The sequence below is a fragment of the Mycobacterium sp. Aquia_216 genome, assembly GCF_026723865.1.
In the GTDB taxonomy this organism is placed as follows: Bacteria; Actinomycetota; Actinomycetes; order Mycobacteriales; family Mycobacteriaceae; genus Mycobacterium.
The window spans coordinates 1,360,625-1,378,095 of record NZ_CP113529.1; the positions used below are offsets into that span (position 1 = coordinate 1,360,625).

General features: G+C 67.2%; 18 protein-coding genes. 8 read left to right on the plus strand and 10 right to left on the minus strand.

The window, feature by feature from the left end; genetic code table 11:
• Positions 1–14 precede the first annotated feature (14 nt).
• Positions 15–1,817, plus strand: a complete 1,803-nt coding sequence (gene sppA / locus OK015_RS06600; RefSeq protein ID WP_268130137.1) for a signal peptide peptidase SppA — start codon at positions 15–17, stop codon at positions 1,815–1,817.
• Here sppA and OK015_RS06605 read toward each other — a convergent pair.
• The 4 genes from OK015_RS06605 to OK015_RS06620 form a co-directional block, all read right to left on the minus strand.
• Positions 1,814–2,728 (minus strand): class I SAM-dependent methyltransferase, encoded by a 915-nt coding sequence (locus tag OK015_RS06605; protein ID WP_268130139.1) that lies wholly within the window; start codon positions 2,726–2,728, stop codon positions 1,814–1,816. The two genes, sppA and OK015_RS06605, sit on opposite strands and share 4 nt — an antisense overlap.
• A gap of 20 nt (positions 2,729–2,748) precedes the next feature.
• A complete protein-coding gene (locus OK015_RS06610; protein WP_268130141.1) occupies positions 2,749–3,663 on the minus strand; it encodes a class I SAM-dependent methyltransferase in 915 nt (304 codons plus the stop codon).
• The gene (locus tag OK015_RS06615; RefSeq protein ID WP_268130143.1) at positions 3,664–4,638 is read right to left on the minus strand and encodes a class I SAM-dependent methyltransferase; all 975 of its coding nucleotides are present in this window, start codon (positions 4,636–4,638) and stop codon (positions 3,664–3,666) included.
• Positions 4,639–4,883: 245 nt separating this feature from the next.
• Positions 4,884–5,531, minus strand: a complete 648-nt coding sequence (locus OK015_RS06620; protein ID WP_268130145.1) for a class I SAM-dependent methyltransferase — start codon at positions 5,529–5,531, stop codon at positions 4,884–4,886.
• A 66-nt stretch (positions 5,532–5,597) separates the two neighbouring features.
• On the opposite strand from OK015_RS06620, the gene OK015_RS06625 reads away from it, so the two are divergent.
• Entirely contained in the window at positions 5,598–6,446 is an 849-nt protein-coding gene (locus tag OK015_RS06625) for a helix-turn-helix transcriptional regulator (protein ID WP_268130147.1), read from the plus strand.
• Between the two features lie 11 nt (positions 6,447–6,457).
• On the opposite strand, the gene OK015_RS06630 is transcribed toward OK015_RS06625, so the two are convergent.
• Genes OK015_RS06630 through OK015_RS06640 form a run of 3 tightly spaced genes read right to left on the minus strand, consistent with a single transcriptional unit; the run spans position 6,458 to position 9,023 of the window.
• The gene (locus OK015_RS06630; protein WP_268130149.1) at positions 6,458–7,375 is read right to left on the minus strand and encodes an MBL fold metallo-hydrolase; all 918 of its coding nucleotides are present in this window, start codon (positions 7,373–7,375) and stop codon (positions 6,458–6,460) included.
• Positions 7,372–8,037 (minus strand): L-fuculose-phosphate aldolase, encoded by a 666-nt coding sequence (locus OK015_RS06635; protein ID WP_268130151.1) that lies wholly within the window; start codon positions 8,035–8,037, stop codon positions 7,372–7,374. The genes OK015_RS06630 and OK015_RS06635 overlap by 4 nt, the downstream gene beginning before the upstream one ends.
• The gene (locus tag OK015_RS06640) at positions 8,034–9,023 is read right to left on the minus strand and encodes an NAD(P)-dependent oxidoreductase (RefSeq protein WP_268130153.1); all 990 of its coding nucleotides are present in this window, start codon (positions 9,021–9,023) and stop codon (positions 8,034–8,036) included. The genes OK015_RS06635 and OK015_RS06640 overlap by 4 nt, the downstream gene beginning before the upstream one ends.
• Positions 9,024–9,053: 30 nt before the next feature.
• Here OK015_RS06640 and OK015_RS06645 point away from each other — a divergent pair, with 30 nt between their 5' ends.
• Both OK015_RS06645 and OK015_RS06650 read left to right on the plus strand, forming a co-directional pair.
• On the plus strand, positions 9,054–10,415 hold the full coding sequence (locus OK015_RS06645) for a xylulokinase (protein WP_268130155.1): 1,362 nt from the start codon (positions 9,054–9,056) through the stop codon (positions 10,413–10,415).
• Between the two features lie 34 nt (positions 10,416–10,449).
• Complete coding sequence (locus OK015_RS06650; protein WP_268130157.1) at positions 10,450–11,115, plus strand: GNAT family N-acetyltransferase; 666 nt, start codon at positions 10,450–10,452, stop codon at positions 11,113–11,115.
• Positions 11,116–11,118: 3 nt separating this feature from the next.
• Here OK015_RS06650 and OK015_RS06655 read toward each other — a convergent pair whose 3' ends face one another.
• Genes OK015_RS06655 through OK015_RS06665 form a run of 3 tightly spaced genes read right to left on the minus strand, consistent with a single transcriptional unit; the run spans position 11,119 to position 13,901 of the window.
• Positions 11,119–12,048, minus strand: a complete 930-nt coding sequence (locus OK015_RS06655) for a class I SAM-dependent methyltransferase (protein ID WP_268130159.1) — start codon at positions 12,046–12,048, stop codon at positions 11,119–11,121.
• Complete coding sequence (locus OK015_RS06660) at positions 12,045–12,983, minus strand: class I SAM-dependent methyltransferase (protein WP_268130161.1); 939 nt, start codon at positions 12,981–12,983, stop codon at positions 12,045–12,047. The genes OK015_RS06655 and OK015_RS06660 overlap by 4 nt, the downstream gene beginning before the upstream one ends.
• Positions 12,984–12,992: 9 nt before the next feature.
• A complete protein-coding gene (locus OK015_RS06665) occupies positions 12,993–13,901 on the minus strand; it encodes a class I SAM-dependent methyltransferase (RefSeq protein ID WP_268130163.1) in 909 nt (302 codons plus the stop codon).
• Positions 13,902–14,155: 254 nt separating this feature from the next.
• On the opposite strand from OK015_RS06665, the gene secY reads away from it, so the two are divergent.
• From secY to OK015_RS06685, 4 genes are read left to right on the plus strand one after another with little or no spacing between them, the layout of a single operon-like run.
• Entirely contained in the window at positions 14,156–15,481 is a 1,326-nt protein-coding gene (gene secY / locus OK015_RS06670; RefSeq protein WP_268130165.1) for a preprotein translocase subunit SecY, read from the plus strand.
• Entirely contained in the window at positions 15,478–16,023 is a 546-nt protein-coding gene (locus OK015_RS06675) for an adenylate kinase (RefSeq protein ID WP_268130167.1), read from the plus strand. Before secY ends, OK015_RS06675 begins: the two co-directional genes overlap by 4 nt.
• A gap of 2 nt (positions 16,024–16,025) precedes the next feature.
• Positions 16,026–16,826 carry a type I methionyl aminopeptidase gene (gene map / locus OK015_RS06680; RefSeq protein WP_268130169.1) on the plus strand — a complete coding sequence of 267 codons (801 nt, stop codon included), beginning with the start codon at positions 16,026–16,028 and terminating at the stop codon, positions 16,824–16,826.
• Between the two features lie 52 nt (positions 16,827–16,878).
• On the plus strand, positions 16,879–17,412 hold the full coding sequence (locus tag OK015_RS06685) for a sigma-70 family RNA polymerase sigma factor (protein ID WP_268130171.1): 534 nt from the start codon (positions 16,879–16,881) through the stop codon (positions 17,410–17,412).
• Positions 17,413–17,471 lie beyond the last annotated feature (59 nt).

The following is a 17,471-nucleotide window of genomic DNA, read 5'->3' on the forward strand; positions in this document are numbered from 1 at the left end:
GTACGCTGCAGAGCATGTTCGCGTTTCTGCCTTCGCTGCCCGGCGTCGACGACGTGCGTGCCCTGGCCGGCCGCGTCGATACGGTCCGCCACCACGGCGTCCCCGCCGGATGTGTGCTCGAGTTCAACCTGCGTTCGGTGCCGCCCGAGACGGCAGGCTTCGACCCGGTGGCGCTCATCACCGGCGCGGAGCGGCCGCTAACTTTGCGTGAGGCGGTTGCCGCGATCCACCGCGCCGCCGAGGATCCTCGGGTGGCCGGGCTGATCGCTCGCGTGCAGCTCGCGGCCTCGCCACCGGCGGCGGTCCAGGAGCTGCGCGAGGCGATCGCGGCGTTCAGCGCCGTCAAGCCATCGCTGGCCTGGGCCGAGACCTACCCGGGCACGCTGTCCTACTACCTGGCGTCGGCGTTCAGCGAGGTCTGGATGCAGCCCTCGGGAAGCGTGGGGCTGATCGGCTTCGCGAGCGAAGCGACCTTTCTGCGGGCCGCGCTGGAAAAGGCGGGGATCGACGCCGAGTTCGTCGCCAGAGGCGAATACAAGTCGGCGGCAAACGTTTTCACCGAGGACGGCTTCACCGACGCGCACCGCGAAGCCGTGACCCGGATGCTGGAGAGCCTGCAAGACCAGGTGTGGCGGGCGATCGCCGAATCTCGCGACATCGAGTCCACCGCGCTCGATGCGCTGGCCGACCGGGCCCCGCTGCTGCGCGATGACGCCGTGGCCTCGGGTCTGGTCGACCGGATCGGCTTCCGTGACCAGGCCCACACCCGCATCGCGGAACTGATTGGCGTGGAAGGTGTTTCGGTCGACGAAGGCGACGCCGAGGCCGACCCGGAAAAGCTGGCACCGCGGCTGAATCTGGCACGCTACGCCGCAGCCTCGCGGTCGCGGCTGGTCCCGCCGGCGCCGCCGATTCCCGGCCGCCGGTCCAAGCCCACCTTCGCCGTGATCACCCTGCAGGGTCCGATTGTCAACGGGCGCGGTGGGCCCCAGTTCCTGCCGTTCGGCAATTCTAGCGTCGGCGGTGACACAATCGCGGCGGCTCTGCGTGAGGCGGCGGCCGACGATTCGGTGTCGGCGATCGTGCTGCGGATCGACAGCCCCGGAGGCTCGGTCACGGCGTCCGAGACCATCTGGCGTGAGGTGGCCCGGGCCCGCGAACGCGGCAAACCGGTTGTGGCATCGATGGGCTCGGTGGCCGCCTCGGGTGGTTACTATGCCGCGATGGCCGCTGACGTGATCGTGGCCAACCCTGCCACGATCACCGGTTCGATCGGTGTGATCACCGGGAAGCTGGTGTTCCGGGATCTCAAGGAACGGCTGGGAGTCATCTCAGATGCGGTGCGCACCAACGCCAATGCCGACGCGTGGTCGACCGATGTGCCGTTCACGGCGCAGCAGCGGGCCGATCGAGAGGCCGAGGCGGACTTGATTTACGCCGACTTCGTGCAGCGCGTCGCCGAAGGCCGCAAGCTGAGCACCGAGGCCGTGGATGCGGTTGCCCAGGGCCGGGTGTGGACGGGCGCCGACGCCCTCGAGCATGGCTTGGTCGACGAACTCGGGGGGCTTCGCACCGCGGTACGCCGAGCCAAAGTCCTGGCAGGCCTGGATGAGGACAGCGAAGTCCGGGTGGCCAGCTTCCCGGGATCCTCGCTGCTTCAGCTGGTGCGACCCCGGGCGTCCTCGCAACCGGCCGCCGCGTCGCTGCCGGACGCGCTGGGCATACTGCTCGGCCGCTCGGTGGCCGCGATCGTGGAAAACCTCGAGCAGGCGGTCAGCGGCGCCAGCGCGCTGTGGCTGGGGGGGTCACGCTTCTAACCGGTGAGCGGGCCGCTGATGAAGATGATCTCACCCAGCGGGTCGTCGTTTTCCGGTGCGGGGACGTCCATGTTGTGGTGTTTGAACAGCTCGGTACGCGTGACACCCTCGACAGCCCAGCCCTTAACCCCCAGGTAGTCGACGACGTGGTTGCGTTGTCCGGCGTAAACCAGCGACGCCATGTCGATGTCCACGCCGTGGTCGCGGAAGGAGTCGGACATCTCCCGCACCCGGTCGGCATCGAAATCCACTATGCCCGGCACGAATTCGGTGGCGATGGTGCTGCCCGGCGCGCTGAGTGCGGTGATGTTGTCGAACAACCGGTCCTGGGCCTCCGGCGGCAGATAGATCAGCAGGCCCTCGGCCAACCACGCGGTCGGTGTCGAGGTGTCGAATCCGGCGGCTAGTAGTGCCGCCGGCCAGTCCGCACGCAGGTCGATCGGAATGGGGTGCCAGGTTGCGGTGGGCTGGGCCCCGATGCCGGCCAAAGTGGTTGTCTTGAAGTCGATTACCTGCGGCTGGTCGATTTCGTACACGACCGTTTCGGTGGGCCACGGCATCCGGTAGGCGCGTGCGTCCAATCCGGACGCGAGAATCACCACTTGTCGCACACCTGCGGCGGTGGCGGCGATGAAGTAATCGTCGAAATACCTCGTGCGCGCCGCCATTCCGTCGATCATCGACTGCATGCGGATCGGCGTTGCGTTCTCGATGGCCGACAGATCGAGCGTGCCGTCCATCATCTTGGTGAAGAAATCCACCCCCACCGCGCGCACGAGTGGCTCGGCGAACGGATCGTTGATCAAACCGCGGGGATCCTTCGTCGCCATGGCGCGTCCGGTCGCGACCATGGTCGCGGTCGCGCCCACGCTGGACGCCAGATCCCAGTTGTCGTCGTGTGCACGAGGCATGAGACGACCCTAGCCATGCCCTACCTCAGCGTGGCGGCGACATAGCTCAAGTCACCGAAGGCGGCCATCAGCTCGTTCTCCGGGAACTCGAACCCGTTGCGCGCATACAACTCTTTGGCGGAGTGCGCGGTGACCTCCCAGTTGTGAGTGCTCAGGTAGTCCACCACGACGTTGCGCTCGCCCCGGTAGAACAGGTCGGCCGCGTTGAGGCTGAAGCCGAAGCTCTGCCACCGCTCGCTGATGCGCTGCAAACGCTCATCGGAGAATGCGTTGGGGTCCGAGACATGCTCGGTGGCCAGCCGGCTGCCCGGCGCGGAGAGCGCGGTGATGTGGTCGAACAACCGGTCCTGAGCCTCGGGCGGCAGGTAGGGCAGCAGACCCTCGGCACTCCACGCGGCGGGTTGGGTGATGTCAAAACCGGCCTCTCGCAACGCCGCTGGCCAGTCGCCCCGGAGGTCAATGCTGATCGTGCGGCGGTCGGCTGTCGGAGCGGCGCCGATGCCCGCCAGCGTGTCGGTTTTGAATGCGATGACCTGTGGCTGGTCGATCTCGTAGACCACAGTGCCCGTCGGCCAGTCCAAGCGGTAGGCCCTGGTGTCCAGGCCGGATGCCAGGATCACCGCCTGCCTGATGCCGGCCTTCGTCGCGTCGGTGAAGAACTCGTCGAAAAACCTGGTCCGCACGGTGATCTGCTCGCTGTGCACTTTGCGGTTCAGCAGGGCGTCGTCCTCGAGGTCGATCTCCCCGTCGATGATCCGGACGAAGGGATCCAACCCCACGGCCCGGACGAGCGGATCAGCCAGCGGATCGTCCAGCAGCGGATTGGGCCCCTGCGACGCCACGGCGCGGGATGCGGCCACCATGGTGGCCGTCGCTCCCACGCTGTTGGCCAGGTCCCAGCTGTCGCCTTCGGTGCGTCCAGTGTCGGCGGTCATCTATTTTCCTTTCCTGTCCAGGGTGCCGCTGGTGTAGAGCATCTCGCCCATCCGCATGTCGTCATCGTCGAGTGGATCAAAGCCGTTGTCCGCGAACAACTCCCGGATGCTGCTGCTGTTGAGCGACCAGCCGCGGTCGGCCAGATACGGAACCGCCTCGTTGCGGTCGCCGAGGTAGACCAGACCCGCCATGTCGAGATCGAAACCGTGCGCGCGCCAGCGCTCGGTGATGGTCTGCATGCGCTCCCGGAGCTTGTCCTCTTCGCCGGGCTCGGGGTTGGGCGCGCTCTCGGTGGCCAGCCGGCTGCCCGGCGCGCTGAGGGCGGTGATGGTGTCCAGCAACCGGTCCTGAGCCTCCGCAGGCAGGTAGCCGAGCAGGCCCTCGGCGCTCCATGCGGCCGGCTGGGCCGGGTCGAAGCCGGCGGTGCGCAGTGCGGTGGGCCAATCGTCGCGCAGATCGACGGCCACCACGCGGCGGTCGGCAGTCGGCGCGGCGCCCAGGTCGGATAGCGCTCGGGTCTTGAATTCGATGACCTGAGGCTGGTCGACCTCGTAGACCACCGTGCCGGCGGGCCAGGCCAACCGGTAAGCGCGGGAGTCGAGCCCGGACGCCAGGATCACAACCTGCTTGATGCCCGCGTTCACCGCGTCGAGAAAGAACTCGTCGAAGAACTTGGTGCGCACGGCCATGTTGTCGGCCATCCGGGACATCGCCCCAGCCGATCCCGCAGCCCCGTCCTGAACATCGGCGACGTCATTCAGTTCGGCGGGATCCAGTTCGCCGCTCGCCAGCCGGGTCAGCAGGTCCACGCCCACGGCCTTGACAAGCGGTTCGGCGAACGGGTCGTTGATCAGCGGACGATCGGCCCGGGTTGCGATCGCGCGCGCGGCGGCGACCATCGTGGCGGTCACCCCGACGCTGGATGCCAGGTCCCAGGTATCGCCCTCATATCTGGTTGAGCTGGTGGAAGTCATTCGTCCCCCTAAATCAGATGTATTTAGCTTGCCTTAGTTAATACTTAGCCAGTATAACAAGCTTCCACCACTGTACGCTTCCCGCGATTCGGGGCAACTTTGACGAATGACGTACGCGGCGGCCGGGAACCGGTTGCTCATCAGGGGGGCTTCCCCCGCTGCGGGCCGGATAGTTGGCGCGCCGCCATTTTGGCGATTGCCAACCAGGCCCAGGGCGGCGCCGTCGACGTCGCCGTCGACCAGTGCTAGCCGGGCCGCGTGGCGGACAGATAGGTCAGGCGTCCCACGAAGCGCTGTCGGTGGGTGTCGACCTCGGCGCAGTCGAAGCCCGCTGAGCGCAATACCCGGGGAATTGCGTCGCCCAGATTGCCGGCCGCCAGCGGGCTGCGCAGCGTGAGCCGGGCCGACAGGCCGTCGTGCGCGGTCATGTTGCCGCCCATATCGACCACGTGCAGCCGCCCCCCGGGGCGCAGCACGCGAAACGCCTCCGCCGCCGCGGCCGCTTTCGCGGCACTGTCCAGGTGATGCAGCATCATCGACGACAAGACCCGGTCGAATTCGCCGTCGGCGTAGGGCAGCCGTTGGGCGTAGCCGCGCTCGAAGCGAATCCCGGTCAGCCGGGCTGCCTTTCGCTGAGCGCGCCGCAGTGCCAGCGGATCGGGGTCGGACCCGATGATCTCGATCGACGGATGAGCTCGCTTGGCCCGAATGGTGAGATTGCCGGTGCCGCAGCCTATTTCCAGCACGCGGTGACCGTCGGCAATTTCGGCCTGTCCGACGAGCCGGTCGTGGACCCGACGGAAGCCGGATAGGCGGGTCAACACATCGTAGCCGGGCAGGAATGCGTCGTGGCCGGCGGCGGGAATGTAGTCATGTGGATGATGTTTGAGCATAGAAGCAATACTGCACCGCTATATTGCTTGGTAATTGGGCGATCATTGTTGAAAGTAGGATTATCTTTGGCTACCCGAGTGATCGGCCATCGCGGCGGTGTGCCCATCTACCAATATCGGACCGACCCGGACACCTCGCCGGTGTCGCTGCACCGCCACCTCGGCGACGTCGGCGAGCGAGGCCGTCACATTCACGATTTCCCGGCACTGTGGTACGTCCCCGCGGCGGGCGTGGTGTTCGTGGCTGCTCCCGGTGTGGTGCTCGACCCGGGGCAACTGGAAGGCCTGGAGACCGGGGTCGCGGTGTTCTTCGATCCCGCCGCGCTCGGTGAGGACGGACGCTCGCCGTGGCCGGCGTGGCGAGGGCATCCGCTGCTCTTCCCGTTCCTGCACGGGCGTGCGGGCGGGGTATTGCGGCTGGAGGTGTCCGAGGATCGACAGTCCCTGTGGGAAAACATGATCCGGTCGATCGAAACCGAGGTCACCGATCGGCAGGAGGGCCATCGACAGGCGGCTCTGGCACATCTGACGCTACTGCTGATCGAGCTCGCGCGGCTGACCCGCGATGTGGTGGCCGATCTGAGGCGCAGCGGCGAACCGCTGCTGGCCGACGTGTTCGCGGTGATCGACCGCCGGCGCGCCGAGCCGCTGTCGCTGCGCGACGTGGCCGCCGAACTAGGCATGACGCCGGGACATCTCACCACGGTCGTGCGCCGTCGCACCGGACGCACCGTGCAGGAGTGGATCATCGAACGCCGGATGGCCGAGGCGCGCACCTTGCTGGAGCAGACGGATCTTCCAGTCGCCGAGATCGCCCGGCGGGTTGGGGTTGTCGATCCCGGCTACTTCAGCCGGATGTTCACCCGGATACACGGCATCTCGCCTCGCAGATGGCGAGGCCGCCAAATGGTGTAATCGGTTCTTGCTCAGAGCTTTTCGATGTCCATCCACTCGTCGACGTCGAATTGGTCGGCGACCGCGCGGATTTTTGCGCCACCGTGACCGGGGTAGTGCGCGGGTATCACCGTGGCATGGGCCTGCGCGGCCTCGGTGAAGATCCGGTGGCGAGTCGCGGCGGCAGCGGTGGCGTCGACGTCAAAGGCGCAGGCCTCGGCGGGGCGACGCACCTGCATCGGGCTGTGGGTGAGGTCGCCGACGAACACCGCGGGCATCCCCGCCTCCAGCCACAGCACCGAGGAGCCGGGGGTGTGTCCCGGAGCGGGCCGCAGCCGCAGGGACGGACTGATCTCGTGGTCGTCCGACCAGCAGACGAGTTGACCCGCCTCGTCGACGGGCGACACGCTGTCGGCGAACACCAGTTGATCGCCGCGCTGCTGGGTCGCTTCCTGCTCGGTGCGCGGCGACCGGCGTGCCACCGGTCCGTCCGGTGCGAAATAGCGGTAATCGTCTGCGGGCGCGAGATATCGTGCGTTGGGAAAGGTCGGTACCCAGCTGCCGTCTTCCAGCATGGTGTTCCATCCGACGTGGTCGGAGTGGATGTGGGTGTTGATCACCACATCGACGGCGTCGCGGTCGATGCCGGCCGACTCCCACGCGGTGAGGAACGCGGTGTCCAGATGATCCAGCGGCGGCATGTGCGGGCGCTGGCGATCGTTGCCGACGCCGGTGTCCACGACGACGGTCAGCCCGTCCACCTCGACGACCCAGCTTTGCACCGCGATCCGCCATTTGTCGGTCTCGGGTTCGAAGAAGTCCGGCACCAGCAGGTCGGCGTTGTCGTGCCATCCGGACCCAGGGGTGTCGGCGAAAGACCGAGTGCCCAACTCGAACTGAAATTCCACGACGCGCGTCACGCACGCGCGGCCCAGCTGAACGCGGCTCATAGAGGGTTGGCGCGCAGGTAGCCGTAGACGCCGGCGAAGTTGCGGTTCACCTCTTGGGGAATCGGGACCGGGCCGCCGAGAGCTCTCGCACCCCAGACAATTTGAGCGGTGCGCTCGACCAGGGCGGTGATGTGCAGGACCTTGTCGGGGCGGGGCCCCACCGCGACCAGGCCGTGGTTGGCGATCAGGGCGGCGCCGCGGCCTTCCAGCGCCTTGACGGCGTTAGCCCCGACATCGGGTGTGCCGGACGCCGCGTAGTCGGTGCACCGGACATCGCCGCCGCAGTAGACCGCGAATTCGTCGATGCAGGCCGGAATCGGCTCGTGGGCGATGGCGAACATCGTCGCCCACACCGGATGGCTGTGAATGACGCTGCCGATGTCGCCGAACGCCTGATAGCACGCCAGGTGCAGCTGCATCTCCGACGACGGCGCCCGACCGTCCTTGGCGTGCTGCACAGCGCCGTCCGGATCGACGAGCACCAGGTCGTCGAGCTCCATGTCGCGGTAGTCGACCGACGACGGGGTGATGACGATGTTGCCGTCGGAGCGCCGCGCCGAAATGTTGCCGGCGGTTCCCTCGACCAGCCCGCGGCGCAGCATGTCCTTGGCCGCGTCCAGTACCGCGGTTTCGGCATTGTCAACGGATTTCACGGACGTCATGGACCGAGCACCTCCGGGTTGACGATATGGGCGGGTCTGTTGCCGGTCAGCAACGCTTCCAGATCGTCGGCGACCATCTGCGCCTGCCGAGCCTCAGTGTTCCACGTGGCCCCGCCGATGTGCGGGGTCAGCACGACGTTGGGCATGCCCACCAACGGATGATCCGTCGCCAGCCATTCGCCCACGAAGTGATCCAACCCCGCCGCGGCCACCTTGCCGCTGCGCAGCGCATCGACGAGCGCGTCGGTGTCGTGCAACTGCGCGCGGGCGGTGTTCAGGAAAACCACACCGTCGCGCATGGCAGCGAATTCATTCGCGCCGATCATCCCCGTGGTGTCGTCGGTGACCGGTGCGTGCAGCGAGATCACGTCGGCCTGGCTCAGCAGTTCGTCGAGGCTGTGGTGGGCTTCGTCGTGGTACGGGTCATGGGCGATGACCCGCAGACCCAGGCCGGACAGCCGCCATCGCAACGCCCGGCCGACGGCGCCCAGGCCCACCAGCCCCGCGGTGCGCCCCGCGATCTCGGCACCCCGGAAGCGCTGATAGGGAATGCTGCCGTCGCGAAACATGTTGCCGCTGCGCACATCCGCGTCGGCGGTCAGCAGGTGACGGGTGGCGGCCAGCAGCAGCGCCACCGCCATCTCGGCGACCGCGTCGGCGTTGCGGGCCGGGGTGTTCAGTACCGGGATGCCCGCCGCGGTGGCTCCGGCGATGTCGATGTTGTTGGGGTCGCCGCGGGTGGCGGCGATCGCACGCAAACCCAAGTCGAACACCGGGCCGCGCACCGAGTCGCTCTCCACGACAACGATGTCGGCGGCTTCGGCGCTGACCCGTTCGGCTAATTGCTCCGGGCTGTAGATCCGCAGCGGGGTCTGATCGAGTTCACTTATCCAGGGGTCGTAGATCACCTCGGCCAGCTGCCGGAGTTTGGCGAATCCCGGACCACGCAGCGGGGCGGTTACCAGGGCACGCGGTCTTGATGTCACGAGTGCCAATGCTGGCGTACGGTGACGCCCGTGTCACGCAACGGCGTCACGGTCGGCATCGACATCGGGACCACCGCGGTCAAAGCGGTCGCCGCCGACGCCGACGGCCGCGTTACGGCGCGGGTGCGGATCCCGCACCGGGTGCGGGTGCCGAGCCCCGACCGGCTGGAGCACGACGCCGACGAGGCGTGGCGGCGCGGCCCTTTGACGGCCTTCGAGCAGCTGCAGCGGCTGGTTCCCGGGCCCGAGGTCCGCGCGGTGGCCGTGTCGGCGATGGTTCCGTCGCTGGCCGCCGTCGACGCCGCGGGCCGGCCCCTGAGTCCGGGACTGCTGTACGGCGACGAGCGCGGCAGGGTAGCGGGCGATCAGCCGCTTCCCGCGCTGGGCGAAGCCGCCGAGTTCCTGCGCTGGACGGCTGCCGAAGTTCCTGGGGCGGCCGGATACTGGCCGGCGCCGGCGGTGGCCAACCATGCCCTGGCGGGCGAGGCGGTGATCGACTTCGCCACCGCGGCCACCTCTTTCCCGCTCTACGACGGGACCGGCTGGAACCCGGCGGCCTGCGCCGAGCGCGGCGCCAGCGCCGGACAGATGCCCCGGGTGGAGACGATCGGCGCCGCGGCCGGGCAGGTGCACGGAACCCGTGCGGTGCTCGCGACCGGTGCGGTGGACGCGCTGTGTGAGCAGATGGTGGCCGGTGCCGATCGCGACGGCGAGGTGCTGGTGATGTGTGGCACCACGCTGATCGTCTGGGTGACCATCCCCGAGGCCCGTCAGGTGCCGGGGCTGTGGACCATTCCGCACACCAAGGCGCCCAAGAGCCAGGTCGGCGGCGCCAGTAACGCCGGTGGGCTGTTTCTTGGCTGGGTGGACCGCGTGATCGGGCCGGCCGATCCGGGGTCGGTCGATCCGCACCGGGTCCCGGTGTGGTCGCCGTACATCCGCGGGGAACGCACCCCGTTCCACGACCCGGACCGGCGGGCCGTGCTCGACGGCGTCGATCTCACCCACGGCCCGGCTGCGCTGCGCAGGGCCGCCTACGAGGCGTCCGGCTTCGTCGTCCGTCAGCTGATCGAGCTCAGTGGAGCGCCGGTGTCGCGCATCGTGGCCACCGGCGGCGGGACCCGGTTGCAGCCATGGATGCAGGCCATCGCCGACGCCACCGGCCGGCCGGTGGAGGTATCTGGGGTGGCCGAGGGCGCGGCACTGGGAGCGGCTTTCCTGGGCCGCATGGCGGCCGGGCTGGAGACGTCGATCGCCGACGCCGATCGCTGGGTCTCGACCGAGCGCATCGTCGACCCCGATCGCGCCTGGACGACCGCGGTCGAGGACCGCTACCGCCGTTTCCTGGAACTGGGAGGACGGCCATCGCGCGCGTCGGACCCGAGGATCTAGCGCGGCGACCGGCTCGGCGTTCTAGTCTGGTGCAATGACTGACCAGGACCGCAAAGCCGCCCGCAGAGAGATCGCAGACGCACTGTTGAAAGCTCTTGAACGCCGGCATGAAATTGCCGATGTCGTGGTGGAGTCGGAAAACAAGGAAGTCGCCGTCGAGGCGATCGTCAAGTTGCTCGACACGTCCCACCTCGCTGCCGAAGCGGTGATGGGCATGTGCTTCGAGCAGCTCACCATCGACTCGCGCCGGAAGATCCTCGCCGAACTCGAAGACCTGAACAAGCAGCTGAGCTTCACGCTCGGGGAGCGGCCCGCGAGCTCGGGCGAGAGCCTGGAGCTCCGGCCATTCTCCGCCGACGAGGACCGCGACCTGTTCGCGACCCGCACCGAGGAGATCGGCGCGGCCGGCGACGGCTCCGGCGGACCGCCGGGCGACCTCGATGACGAGATCCGTGCGGCACTGAGCCGTGTCGACGACGAGGAGGCCGCCTGGTTCGTCGCCGTCGATTCCGGCGAGAAAGTCGGCATGGTGTTCGGCGAGCTCGCCAACGGCGAAGTCAACGTGCGGATCTGGATTCACCCCGACCACCGCAAGCGGGGCTACGGCACCGCCGTCCTGCGCAAGTCGCGCTCGGAGCTGGCGTGGTGCTTCCCCGCCGTGCCCCTGGTGGTGCGCGCGCCGGCCGCCAAACCCAGCTAAGCGCTACTGCAGGACGGCAATCACCGAAATATGGTTCTCCAGCGCCTGGAGGCCCTGGCCCGGCGGCACGGGCAGACCGGCCTTGGCGAACTGATCGGCGCGGGTGCGCGCGGTAATCTGCCAGCCGGCCGCGCTCAGGTATTCCGCGGCCGGGGTGCGCTCACCGTGATAGACGAGGGCGGAGACGTCGGTGTCGAAGCCGAATTGCCCCCAGCGTTTGGCCATCGCCTTGGCGCGTTTCTCCAGCAGGGGCATGCCGTCACGGTGGTATTCGGTGGCCAGCCGGCTGCCCGGTGCGCTCAGCGTGGTGATGGCGTCGAACAACCGATCCTGCGCGTCCGGGGGAAGGTACATCAGCAGGCCTTCAGCGCTCCACGCCGCGGGCTTCGTCTCGTCAAAGCCGGCTTGGCGCAGCGCATTTAGCCAATCGTCGCGCAGGTCCACCGCAACGGTTCGGCGCTCCGCTGTGGGCTGGGCGCCCAACTTCGACAAGGCTTCGGTCTTGAACTCGATGACCGCCGGTTGGTCGACTTCGTACACGACGGTGCCCTCGGGCCAGGCCAGTCGGTAGGGGCGCGAGTCCAGGCCGGAGGCCAGGATGACGACCTGACGGATGCCGGCGGCGGTCGCGTCGGTGAAGAAATCGTCGAAATACCGGGTGCGTACGGCCATCATGTTGACCATCCGCTGCAGGTTGAACTCCACCTCGGGGTCCGCGTCGGGGTCGATACCGCCGGTCTCATCGGTGATTTCGCCGTCGAGCACTCGGATGAAGAAATCCGCACCCACCGCGCGAACCAGCGGGTCGGCGAATGGATCGTCGATCAGGGCGCCCGCTTGCTGGCTGGCAAGAGCCCGGCAGGCGGCGACCCAGGTCGCGGTCGCCCCCACGCTCGAGGCCAGATCCCAGGTGTCTTGTTCGGTGCGTGTCATGCTCTGGCTCCCAGGGTCGCGGACAGGTATTTGATGTCGCCGAAGGCGACCATGGATGGCTCGGTGGGGAACTCAAAACCATTGTGCGCGTACATCTCCGGTGTGCTGCGCACCGCCGTCTGCCAGCCACGTTCGGTCAGGTAGGCCGCCACGTCGTTGCGCTCACCGGTGTAGACCAGCTCGGACCAGTTGAGATTCAGGCCCATCCGGCGCCAGCGTTCGCTCATCTCGCGGCCCCGCTTTTCGACGCGGTCGCGCATGTCGGGAACGTAGCCGGTGCCGATGCGGCTGCCGGGGGCCGACAGTGCGGTGATGTTGTCGAACAGGCGATCCTGCGCGTCCGGCGGCAAGTACCCGAGCAGTCCCTCGGCGATCCAGGCCGTCGGCTGGGTCGAGTCGAATCCGTTGCCGCGCAACGCACCCACCCAGTCGTCACGCAGGTCGATCGCGACCGTACGGCGATCGACGGTCGGGGCCGCTCCAAGGTCGGCCAGGGTGCGGGTCTTGAACTCGATCACCTGCGGCTGGTCGATCTCGTAGAGCACGGTGCCGTCCGGCCACGGCAGCCGGTAAGCACGGGTATCCAGCCCGGATGCCAGAATGACCGCTTGGCGCACCCCGGCCTCGGTGGCCTCGAGAAAGAACGTGTCGAAGTACCGGGTGCGCACGGCCATGCCTTCGCTGAGCCGCTGCGGCGTGAACGCGGGATCGTCCTCGGACAGTTCGACCTGGCCGTTCATCATCCGGATGAACGCGTCGACGCCGACGGCGTTGACCAGTGGCTCGGCAAACGGATCGTCGATCAACGGGTTGGGGCCCCTCGAGGCCATGGCGCGGCGGGCCGCCACCGCGGTGGCGGTGGCTCCCACGCTGGACGCCAAATCCCAACTGTCGCCATCAAATCGCTTGGTATCGCTGCCTTCGGTATTCGTCATGTTGACTTCCTAACTGAGAGTCGCGGTAACGGAGACGATGTTGCGCAGCTGGCCCAGCGCCTCGCTGTCGTGGAAGTCGAGGCCGTAATCGCTGAACAGTTCGCGCCGTGGCCGAGAATTCACCTGCCAGCCCCGGTCGCTCAGGTATTCGATGACATCGCTGCGGTCACCTTCGAAGAACAATCCCGACAGGTCGATGTCGCAACCCAAGTCGAGCCACCGCTGGTTGAATTGCTGTGCACGCTCGGACATCGTCGTGTCGGAAGGCGGATGAAACTCGGTGGCCAGCTTGCTTGAAGGCGCGGACAGCGAGGTGATGTTGTCGAAGAGCCGGTCCTGAGCTTCGGGGGGCAGATACATCAGCAACCCCTCGGCACTCCACGACGTCGGCTGGGTCACGTCAAAGCCGCTGCTGCGCAGGGCCGCGGGCCAGTCTTCCCGAAGATCGATGCCGACGGTGCGCCGCTCGGCCGACGGTGCGGCGCCCAGGCTCGACATTGTGGCGGTCTTGAACTCGATGACTTGAGGCTGGTCGACTTCGTAGACCACGCTGCCGTTCGGCCAGGACAGCCGGTAGGCGCGCGCGTCGAGCCCGGCGGCCAGAATCACCGCCTGGCGGATCCCGTCACGGGCGGCGTTGAGGAAGAAGTCGTCGAAGAAGCGGGTGCGAACCGCAATCGAGTCGGTCTCGAGCCGCAGGTCCCCTTGGCCGCCGTCGGTCTCGGCGGTGGTGAGCTCGCCGTCGACCACCCGGCGGAAGAAGTCGAGCCCGACCGCGCGCACCAAGGGCCCGGCGAACGGGTCGTTGATAATCGGGTTGGCCTCGTTACTGGCCACCGCGCGGGCCGCGGCGACCATCGTGGCCGTCGCGCCGACGCTGGAGGCCAGATCCCAACTGTCTTGGTCAGTGCGTGTCATGGTGCTCCTTAATCCTCGGCAGCCAGCTTTGATACTTAGCAAATGCAACGAGCTGTCAAAACTCTACGCCCCGTGGCTGTCTGCTTCCTGAATTTTTTTCAGCCCGTTTAGGGCGGCTCCGTGACGCCCTTTTAAGGATCCAGTCCGGCCAGCTGTTAGTCTCGAACTCGATTTGACGCGTGACGCCGTACGTCCTGGCCTGCGGGTGTTGGGCGCGTAACGCAGGATGACCCCCGGCCGCGCAGGAGGATAGAGTGCTTTCGGCTTTCATCTCGTCGCTGCGAACAGTCGACTTGAGACGGAAGATCCTCTTCACGCTCGGCATTGTCGTGCTGTATCGCGTCGGTGCGGCGTTGCCGTCGCCCGGCGTCAACTTCCCGAACGTGCAGCAGTGCATCAAAGAGGCCAGCGGTGGCGAAGCCGGCCAGATCTACTCGCTGATCAACCTGTTCTCCGGCGGCGCGCTGCTCAAGCTCACGGTGTTCGCGGTGGGCGTGATGCCCTACATCACCGCCAGCATCATCGTGCAGCTGCTGACCGTGGTGATCCCGCGGTTCGAGGAATTACGCAAGGAAGGCCAGTCCGGCCAGGCCAAAATGACGCAGTACACGCGTTACCTGGCGATCGCCCTGGCCGTGCTGCAGGCCACCAGCATCGTGGCGTTGGCGGCCAACGGCGGCCTGCTGCAGGGCTGCTCGCTGGACATCATCGCCGACCAGAGCATTTTCACCCTGGTTGTCATCGTGCTGGTGATGACGAGCGGCGCGGCGCTGGTGATGTGGATGGGCGAGCTGATCACCGAACGCGGCATCGGCAACGGCATGTCGCTGCTGATCTTCGTCGGCATCGCCGCGCGCATTCCCTCCGAGGGCAAGACGATCCTGGACAGCCGCGGCGGGATGATCTTCACCGCGGTCCTGCTCGCGGCGTTGCTGATCATCGTCGGCGTGGTGTTCGTCGAGCAGGGCCAGCGCCGGATCCCGGTGCAGTACGCCAAGCGCATGGTGGGCCGGCGCATGTACGGCGGAACCTCGACGTATCTGCCGCTCAAGGTCAACCAGGCCGGTGTTATCCCAGTCATCTTCGCGTCGTCGCTGATCTACATTCCGCACCTGGTCACGCAGCTGGTCCGCAGCGGTAGCGGCGGCGTGGGCAACGGCTGGTGGGACAAGTTCGTCGGCACTTACCTGTCCGACCCGAGCGATCCGGTCTACATCGGCATTTACTTCGGGCTGATCATCTTCTTCACGTACTTCTATGTGTCGATCACCTTCAATCCCGACGAGCGCGCTGACGAGATGAAGAAGTTCGGCGGCTTCATCCCCGGCATCCGGCCGGGCAAGCCCACCGCCGACTATCTGCGTTTTGTGCTGAGCAGGATCACGCTCCCGGGCTCGATCTACCTCGGTGCGATCGCGGTGCTGCCCAACCTGTTCCTGCAGATCGGCAACGCCGGGGCGGTGCAGAATCTGCCGTTCGGCGGGACGGCGGTTCTGATCATGATTGGCGTCGGGTTGGATACCGTCAAACAGATCGAGAGTCAGCTCATGCAGCGCAACTACGAAGGGTTCCTCAAGTGAGAGTCGTTTTGCTGGGGCCACCGGGGGCAGGTAAGGGCACACAGTCGGAAAAGCTCAGCGAGAAGCTCGGGATCCCGCAGATCTCCACCGGGGACCTGTTCCGCAGCAACATCGGGGAAGGCACCAAGCTGGGCCTGGAGGCCAAGCGCTACCTGGATGCCGGTGACCTGGTGCCCTCGGAGCTGACGAACCAGCTCGTCGACGACCGGTTGGACGCCCCGGACACGGCCAACGGCTTCATCCTGGACGGGTATCCCCGCTCGATCGAGCAGGCCAAAGCGCTGCACGACATGCTCGGACGCCGCGGCACGGACATCGACGCGGTGCTGGAATTTCGGGTGTCGGAGGACGAGTTGCTGCAGCGGCTCAAGGGCCGCGGCCGCGCCGATGACACCGAAGAAGTCATCATCAACCGGATGAAGGTCTACCGCGACGAAACCGCTCCGCTGCTGGAGTACTACCGCGACGCATTGAAGACCGTCGACGCCATCGGAACGGTGGACGAGGTATTCGCCCGCGCGCTGCGGGCGCTGGGCAAGTAACGATGAACCCGCTGGCGCGGCTGCGGAGTCGCAAGGTGGTGCCGCAGCGCAGCGCCGGCGAACTCGACGCGATGGCCGCGGCCGGCGCCGTGGTTGCCGCCGCGCTGCAGGCGGTGCATGCGGCCGCGGTCTCCGGTTCGTCGACGCTGAGCCTCGACGAAATCGCCGAGTCGGTCATCCGGGGGGCCGGCGCCACCCCCTCCTTCCTGGGCTATCACGGCTACCCGGCGTCGATCTGCGCATCCGTGAACGACCGGGTGGTGCACGGCATCCCCTCCGCGGCGGAAATACTGGCCCCCGGTGATCTGGTGTCCATCGACTGCGGCGCGGTGCTGCACGGCTGGCATGGTGACGCCGCGATCACGTTCGGGGTCGGGTCACTCGATCCCGCCGACGACGCGCTCTCCGCGGCGACCCGAGAGTCGCTGGAAGCCGGAATCGCGGCGATGATCCCCGGCAACCGGTTGACCGATGTCGCGCATGCCATCGAAATGGGAACGCGTGCGGCGGAGGTCCGCCACCGGCGCGCGTTCGGAATCGTCGAGGGCTACGGCGGCCACGGCATCGGCCGGCAGATGCACATGGACCCATTCCTGCCCAACGAGGGCGCTCCAGGCCGTGGACCGCTGCTTGCGCCCGGTTCGGTGCTGGCCATCGAGCCGATGCTGACCCTCGGAACAGGTAAAACAAGGGTGCTCGAGGACGACTGGACGGTCACGACGACCGACGGATCCCGTGCGGCGCACTGGGAGCACACCGTGGCGGTCACCGACGACGGGCCCCGCATTCTCACCCTGAGCTGAATCTCGAACTAAACACCTACTCGACTCGTGTCAATGGGCAGGAGGTGATCGAGTGGCTCGGGGTGCTGGTACTGCGGCTGCAGAAGCCGCGTTGATGAAGGCGCTCTACGACGAGCACGCCGCCGTCTTGTGGCGCTATGCGCTGCGGCTGACCGGCGATGCTAGCCACGCCGAGGATGTTGTTCAGGAAACGCTGCTCCGGGCGTGGCAGCACCCGGAAGTCATCGGCGACACCGAGCGGTCGGCGCGCGCCTGGTTGTTCACCGTTGCCCGGAACATGATCATCGACGATCGGCGCAGCGCGCGGTATCGCAACGTCGTCGGCTCCCTCGACACAGAGGGAGCGCCCGAGCAGGCCACGCCCGACGAGGTCAATGCGGCGCTGGACCGGCTGCTGATCGCCGACGCGATGACGCAGCTGTCCGCGGAGCACCGGGCCGTCATCGAGCGGTCCTACTACCGCGGATGGACCACCGCGCAGATTGCTGCGGACCTTGAGATTGCCGAAGGAACCGTGAAGTCGCGATTACACTATGCCGTGCGGGCTTTGCGGCTCACTCTGCAGGAACTCGGAGTTACACGATGACAGCGCGATGCCTTTTCGGGGCACCAATCCGTGTGGTCATCGGCTCCGAATGCTTGAAG